General features: G+C 62.6%; 6 protein-coding genes. 3 read left to right on the top strand and 3 right to left on the bottom strand.

Annotated elements, in window-relative coordinates:
- Positions 1–397: 397 nt before the first annotated feature.
- Both GT590_RS10095 and GT590_RS10090 read left to right on the top strand, forming a co-directional pair.
- Positions 398–1660 (top strand): RidA family protein, encoded by a 1263-nt coding sequence (locus GT590_RS10095; protein ID WP_161171064.1) that lies wholly within the window; start codon positions 398–400, stop codon positions 1658–1660.
- 321 nt (positions 1661–1981) lie between these two features.
- Positions 1982–2233 carry a GlsB/YeaQ/YmgE family stress response membrane protein gene (locus tag GT590_RS10090; RefSeq protein ID WP_009306972.1) on the top strand — a complete coding sequence of 84 codons (252 nt, stop codon included), beginning with the start codon at positions 1982–1984 and terminating at the stop codon, positions 2231–2233.
- Positions 2234–2324: 91 nt separating this feature from the next.
- On the opposite strand, the gene GT590_RS10085 is transcribed toward GT590_RS10090, so the two are convergent.
- From GT590_RS10085 to GT590_RS10075, 3 genes are all read right to left on the bottom strand, one after another.
- Entirely contained in the window at positions 2325–3362 is a 1038-nt protein-coding gene (locus tag GT590_RS10085; protein WP_114552298.1) for a DUF4179 domain-containing protein, read from the bottom strand.
- The gene (locus tag GT590_RS10080; protein WP_009306974.1) at positions 3352–3843 is read right to left on the bottom strand and encodes an RNA polymerase sigma factor; all 492 of its coding nucleotides are present in this window, start codon (positions 3841–3843) and stop codon (positions 3352–3354) included. Before GT590_RS10080 ends, GT590_RS10085 begins: the two co-directional genes overlap by 11 nt.
- A gap of 88 nt (positions 3844–3931) precedes the next feature.
- Entirely contained in the window at positions 3932–4903 is a 972-nt protein-coding gene (locus tag GT590_RS10075) for a LuxR family transcriptional regulator (protein WP_161171063.1), read from the bottom strand.
- A 227-nt stretch (positions 4904–5130) separates the two neighbouring features.
- Between GT590_RS10075 and GT590_RS10070 the strand changes: the two genes are divergently transcribed.
- The gene (locus GT590_RS10070) at positions 5131–6717 is read left to right on the top strand and encodes a YfcC family protein (RefSeq protein WP_114552313.1); all 1587 of its coding nucleotides are present in this window, start codon (positions 5131–5133) and stop codon (positions 6715–6717) included.
- Positions 6718–6784 lie beyond the last annotated feature (67 nt).

Raw genomic sequence — 6784 nt, 5'->3', positions numbered from 1 at the left:
AATTTAAACGATGGTTTATCGAGGGTTTGACCTGCCCTTACACCCCTAAAACGGACACACTTTCTTGCCTATAACCCGGAAGCGTTGACACTTCCGATGGGATGCGTGGCGACTTGTGGTCATCGTGTGACGAACGCTGAGAAGGCCGGATAGCAATCGGTGAACGGTAGGCGCGATAATCCTGCATGAAACGCACCTTACGATTCTGTTTTCTGCATGGTGCGCGCAGGGGGTTCCAAAATTGGCGGCGAGCGGTCTGATGCGTGCGTTACCGTTGGTTGGAAATCTTCGCGTAAACGTTTTGTGCATCTGCACAAAACGTTATACTACAGCCCTCCGAATACGGAGCGCTCCTTAAGGAGCGTACAGCGAAGCCCCCAAAAGGAGGATACGATCAATGGCTGATAACGTAGTATTGGCTCGTAACACGGACGAGGCCCCTCAGAACGACCGTTTTGCGCAGACCGTGGCGTTCTCGCACTACAACAACATCTCGGCTCAGCTCTCCATCGACCCGGAGACCGGCGCCATCGTCGAGGGCGGCATCTTCGAGCAGGCCGAGCAGTGCTTCGAGAACCTCGAGGCCATCGTCGAGAGCATCGACCACTCGCTGAACGACGTCGCGAGGATCACCGTCTTCGTGCGCGACATCCGCGACATGGACGTGGTCGACGAGGTGTACCGCGCCTTCTTCACCACGTATCTTCCTGCCCGCACGGTTATGGCTGTTGCGGCGCTGCCCATGGACGCGCTCGTGCAGGTGGAGGCGCTCATCACCAACGGTGAGGGCACCATCCCGAACGAGCCCCAGGCCGGCGACCTCGTCAAGTACGTGAACAACACGCACAACGCTCCTTACGACGCCCTGTCCACGCAGACCGTGGCGTTCTCGCACTACAACAACATCTCGGCTCAGCTCCCCATCGACCCCGTGTCGAACCAGATCGTGGTCGGCGGCGTCGCCGAGCAGGCCGCTCAGTGCCTCAAGAACATCAAGGCTGTCCTCACGAGCATCGACGTCCCGTTCGATGACATCGTGAAGGTCACCGTCTTCCTGAAGAACCTCTCCGACATCGATGCCGTGAACGAAGTGTACACGCGCTTCTTCCCCGATTCGGGCATCGCCCGCGCCGTGGCCTACATGCCGGCCCGCACCGTGGTCGAGGTTGCCGAGCTGCCGATGCACGCGCTCGTGCAGATCGAGGCCGTCGTGTCGCACGGCGACGGCACCCCGCCGCAGGAAGTGGAGGCCCGTCACGGCCTGATCATCGAGGCCAACGACACGGACGCTGCTCCGGTGAGCCCGCTGTCCTCGCAGAGCGTCGCGTTCTCGCACTACAACAACATCTCGGCGCAGCTGGGCGTCGACGCCGCGTCGGGCAAGCTCGTCGCTGGCGGCGTTGCCGAGCAGGCCGAGCAGGCATGCAAGAACATCAAGGCCATCATCGAGAACGTCGGCCACGTGATGGAAGACGCCGTCAAGGTGAACGTCTACCTGAAGAACATCGACGACCTCGCTGCCGTCGAGGACGTGTGCGCCCGCTACTTCACCGGCACCCCTGCGTTCCGCGCCGTCGGCACCGCTGCGCTGCCCATGGACGCGCTCGTGCAGATCGACGCCATCTTCGGCAACGCCGAGGGCACCCCGCCGATCAAGTAGCTCGCCTGAGCATCGGATGAACGAAAAGGCTGGAGATCGATCTCCAGCCTTTTTTTGCGTCGAGAATACATGCTTCCGTCGGCGCAGTCCTCGTGGCCGCGACCTTGCCCTTGCCTGGACATCATCATCGCTCCGAAAACACGCCTCGTGCGCTGAGGCGTGTTTTCGGAGCGATGATGATGTCCGTCGGCGTCACGCCGCTCACGGGGCGGCATCCAACCGACTACAGGCTGCATACGGCTTTCTGGTCAGGCTGTTCTAAGCGCAACGCTCGTCTATCCTCGTCAGCATCACCTATGAGCTTCGAGGAAAGGAACTGCTATGAGCATCATCGTATGGATCATCATCGGCGGCTTGGCCGGTTGGATCGCGAACATGATCATGAAGACGGACGGCAGCCTCGTCAAGAACATCGTGACGGGCATCGTCGGTGCGCTGATCGGCGGTTTCGTCATGAGCTTCTTCGGCGCCGCGGGATTCACCGGGTTCAACCTCTGGTCGTTCTTGGTGGCGTTGATAGGCTCGATCATTCTCATCGCCGTCATCAACCTGCTGACCGGCAAGCGCGCCTAGCGACGTTGTGCGCACGAGCCGAAAGCGGGGCGGCGGTCCTCTTTCGGGACGAAGCGGCCGGGATCGAACGTTCCCGGCCGCTTCGCGTTTTTCACGGCATCGGGATTTCAACGCCTCCGACCGTGACGGACTTCACCTGGTCGAGGTCGAGGATTTTGTCGAACGCCATAGACTTGTCGGTGACCGTCGTCTGCTCCCGCACCTCGACTCCGCCGCCGGCTTTCCTCGTCGCGTCGATGACGGTGCCGTCCTTCATGTTCACCGTCAAGGGCAAGTATTGCAAGCGCTTTGATTGCGGCGTATCGAAGCCGATCACGTTCACCTCAATTGGAAAGTCGATCGTGAGATCGACCGACAAACTTAACGGCGAGATCATGATCGCGTTGATCGTAGCGGTGCCTTCATCAAACGCGAAGGTCTGGCCAGCCGGTAGATCGACGGAAAGGTCGGCGCAATCGGCGACGAAATCCATCTTCCAAGCGCCTTCCACGAGGGTGCGCGCCTCGCCGTCCTCATCGAACGCCAAGAGGTCGTGCAGCTTCACGTACACGTCTTTTCCAACGAAGCTGGTTCCTCCGTGCGTATCGATGGTGCTCGCTTTGACGAACTGGATGGCGTTGTCGTGGGGGTCGGCGTCGAAGAAGTACGAGACGGTGCCCCGTGACGGCGCGTCGTCGACGGTTACGGTGGCGAGGTTTTCGAACCTCAGCGCCAGCGTGCCGTCCTGGTTTTCCCGGATCCCCTCGAACGGGGTGCCGTCGTCCTTGGCGATGGAGAACACGATGGCGTAGTTCGACCGGTCTCCCATGACGGCTTCGGCGGTGACGGTCACGCCATCCGACGACGCGTGCGCGTCGGGACGCCCGATCCCGTCGACCACTTCGGTCGTAGCCGGCGTTTCCTTCGCCGGCGCGCTCGCTCGGCCGAGCATTCCCGATGCGTACGCCGTGCAGCCTACTGCCAGGGCCAGCACGGCTGCGGCTGCGGCTATCACAAGGGCGCGCGAGCGCCGTGTCGGACGGGGAAGGGGCTCTACGACGGCGGCAACTTCGATGCGCTGCACCATGCGTCGCTTGGCCTCGGGCGAGAACCGCAGCTCGTCGAGGGCTTCCTTGTATTCATCGATCATCGTCCGCTCCTTCCAACAGGGCGCGCAGCTTCTTGCGTCCGCGGCTCAGGCGGGCCGCCACGGCGTCCTCGGTGCCGCCCGTCATGTCCGCGATCTCGCGCGCGGTGTAGCCCTCGTAGTAGTGCAGGTACAGGGCCTCCCGAAACGGCTGCGACAGCTCCATCACCGCTTCGAGTACGGCGCTGTCGGGAACCTCGGGCGCGGCCGCCTCCGCGACGGCGTCGAGCGCCACCGACGTGCGGCGTCGCGCGCTGCGCAACACGTCCTTGCAGGCGTTCGCCGTCGCGCGCACGATCCAGGCGCGCTCGTGCTCGGCGCTCTCGAAGGCGCGATCGGTCTGCAGCAACTTGATCAGCACGTTCTGGCAGACGTCCTCGGCGTCGTGTGTGGATTTGAGATACGTGTAGCCAAGTCGCAGGATGAGGTCGGCGTACGTCTGCACGAGCCGCTGCGCCTCGGTATCGGGTTGTCGTTTGCGCATAGAGTCCGTTCCTGTCGTTCTTCGGGCAACGCCGTTTCACCTGCAATACGAACGAGCAGGGCGAATCCTGACAGCGCGGGCGAATCTTCTAGGAGAATTCCCAAAAATCCTGGATAAGCTCCTTGCGGTTAGCCCGCTCGGCCTTCTGGAGGATATGGTGCATGTGCACCTTGACGGTGCTCGGCGCAAGATGCATGGATGTGGCGATGTTCTGGTTGTCCTTGCCCAGCAGCACGAGTCGCAGCACCTCGGCCTCGCGCTTCGACAACTGTCGCGCGGCCGCGTAGGCTGCGAGATTCTGGTCGATGAACGTCTCGAGCGATGCGCCTCCCTGCGTGGGCGGTTCGGTGCGTCGTAGCGACAGGCTGCGCCACGCGCTCGTGCAGGCGGCGAAGCTGCAGCACAGCACGAGCGCGTTCTCGGCGAAGTTGCGCTCGGGGAAGAAGGGCAGCCTCTGACCTGCGATCGCATGCGGGTCGACGACCAGCAGGAACACGACGTTCTCAAGCAGGACGCAGGTGACGAGCGCCCATAGCGCGCCGTACAGAGCACGATGGCGCCGCATGCGAAGCCGTAACACGTCGTCGCGCGTGCCGATGTAGCGGGCGGCGAGGTAGACGAGCATCGCGTACAGCATGGCCTCGCGCATGCTGTAGAACAGGAACATCTGGCCGTTGCCCTCGGGTGCGAGCAGAAGCACGGCGAAGCTTGTCAGCACGAACGCCGCACCCGGGATCCAGCGTACCGCCGGCCTATCCTCCTCCAGGTACTCGCACAGCACGAGCCAGAACGATATGAGCGCGCCGCCGCCGACGAGGACGGAAGCGACAGGGCTGCCGATGAAGAAGGGCGAGACGGACGCGTCGGAGGCTCGCTGCATGAGGAAATCGTCCTGGAACACGAGCGCCACATCGAAGAAGTAGAACAGGAACCCGGCGAACGCGTAGCGGTAGGTCTTGTTGCGCGTCACCAGGTACGACGCGAGGCACGTCGCCGCCGTTAGGATGACGGCCAAAAGCACGATGAGCGTGTAGTAGAAAAGACCCAGTCCCAGATCCATGCGCTTCCTCGTTCGCAGTCGCCGGCCTCGCGCCCAAGCGGGCGCACATCTCGAACAGTATAGACGATTCGCCGCAACGCGCCAGATCAAACGGCTCTACACCCGAAATACACCCGCTCCTACCACCAGATTAGGACTGCCCGCGCGCTCGTTCGCGCGACACGATGAAGACAACGTCCGGAACGTGCCGAACGAAACGACGAAGGTAGATGAAAGGGGACAAGCGCATGTCGACGGAAGCCGTACTGCCCACCAGCACCGCCTCGCCCAAGGAAGGCCCGCCTAAGAAGAAGAGGAAGCTCAGCTTCCCCACCGCCTTCACCATCCTGTTCGCGCTCACCATCGTCGCGGTGGCGGCTACATGGTTCGTGCCGGCGGGCCAGTACGCGAAGCTCGCGTACAACGCCGACGCGGGCACGCTGCAGATCACGAGCCCCCAGGGCGCGGTGAGCGAAGAGCCCGCCACGCAGGAGACGCTCGACGCTATCGGCGTGAACATCGGGATCGACCAGTTCACCTCGGGCGCGCTGTCAAAGCCCATCTCGGTTCCCAACACGTACGAGCGCCTGGAGCAGCAGCCCAAAGGTCTCGCCGACATCACGGTGAGCATGGTGTCGGGCACGGTGGAGGCCGCCGACATCATGGTGTTCATCCTCGTGCTGGGCGGCCTTATCGGCGTGGTGAACGCGAGCGGCGCGTTCGAGTCGGGCCTCATGGCACTCACGAAGAAGACGAAGGGCCATGAGTTCCTGCTCGTGTTCCTCGTGAGCGCCCTCATGGTCCTCGGCGGCACCACGTGCGGTCTCGAAGAAGAGGCCGTCGCCTTCTATCCCATCCTCGTGCCTATATTCCTGGCGCTCGGCTACGATTCCATCATCTGCGTCGGCGCCATTTTCCTGGCAGGTTCCATGGGCACGACGTTCTCCACCATCAACCCGTTCTCGGTGGTCATCGCCTCGAACGCCGCAGGCGTGAACTTCACGCAGGGCATCGAATGGCGTATCGCGGGATGCGTCGTGGGCGCCATCGTGGTCATCGCCTACCTGTACTGGTACAGCCGCAAGATCAAGGCGGATCCGACGTTCTCCTACACCTACGAGGACCGTGAGAAGTTCGCGAAGCTGTACAACGTGGAGGCGGGGGAGACGAAGGAGGCGCGCGCGACCGGCTTCACGCTTAAGAAGAAGGCAATCCTCGTGCTGTTCGTGGCGGCGTTCCCCATCATGGTGTGGGGCGTCGTGAGCCAGGGCTGGTGGTTCCCGCAGATGGCAGCCTCGTTCCTGGCCATCGCGATCATCATCATGTTCCTGTCGGGCATCGCCGAGAAGAAGGTGGTGGATGCGTTCATCCACGGAGCGTCAAGCCTGGTGGGCGTGTCGCTCATTATCGGGCTCGCGCGCGGCATCAACCTGATCATGGAGCAGGGGCTCATCTCCGACACGCTGCTGTTCTGGTCGTCGGGGCTCGTGCATGGCATGACCGGACCTGTCTTCATCCTGGTCATGATGCTGATCTTCTTCCTGCTGGGCTTCGTGGTGCCGTCGTCATCGGGTTTGGCCGTGCTGTCCATGCCCATCATGGCGCCGCTGGCCGACACCGTGGGCATCCCGCGCTCGGTGGTGGTGTGCGCCTACCAGTGGGGCCAATACGCCATGCTGTACCTCGCGCCCACCGGCCTCGTGCTGGCCACGCTCACGATGTTGGACATGAAGTACTCCAAGTGGCTCAAGTTCGTGTGGCCCATGGTGCTGTTCGTGCTCATCTTCGGCGGCATCCTGCTGGTCGCCCAAGTCCTCGTCTACGGCGCCGCCTGATCTGCTGGTTGTTCTCGGCAGGCGGCTTGCGTATACTGGCAAGGATCGGGATGACCCGATCCTTGCC

The sequence above is a fragment of the Eggerthella sp. BIOML-A1 genome (genome assembly GCF_009875595.1).
In the GTDB taxonomy this organism is placed as follows: Bacteria; Actinomycetota; Coriobacteriia; order Coriobacteriales; family Eggerthellaceae; genus Eggerthella; species Eggerthella lenta.
Note: the sequence above shows the minus strand (reverse complement) of the source record. Positions and strands in the feature narration are given on the sequence as shown.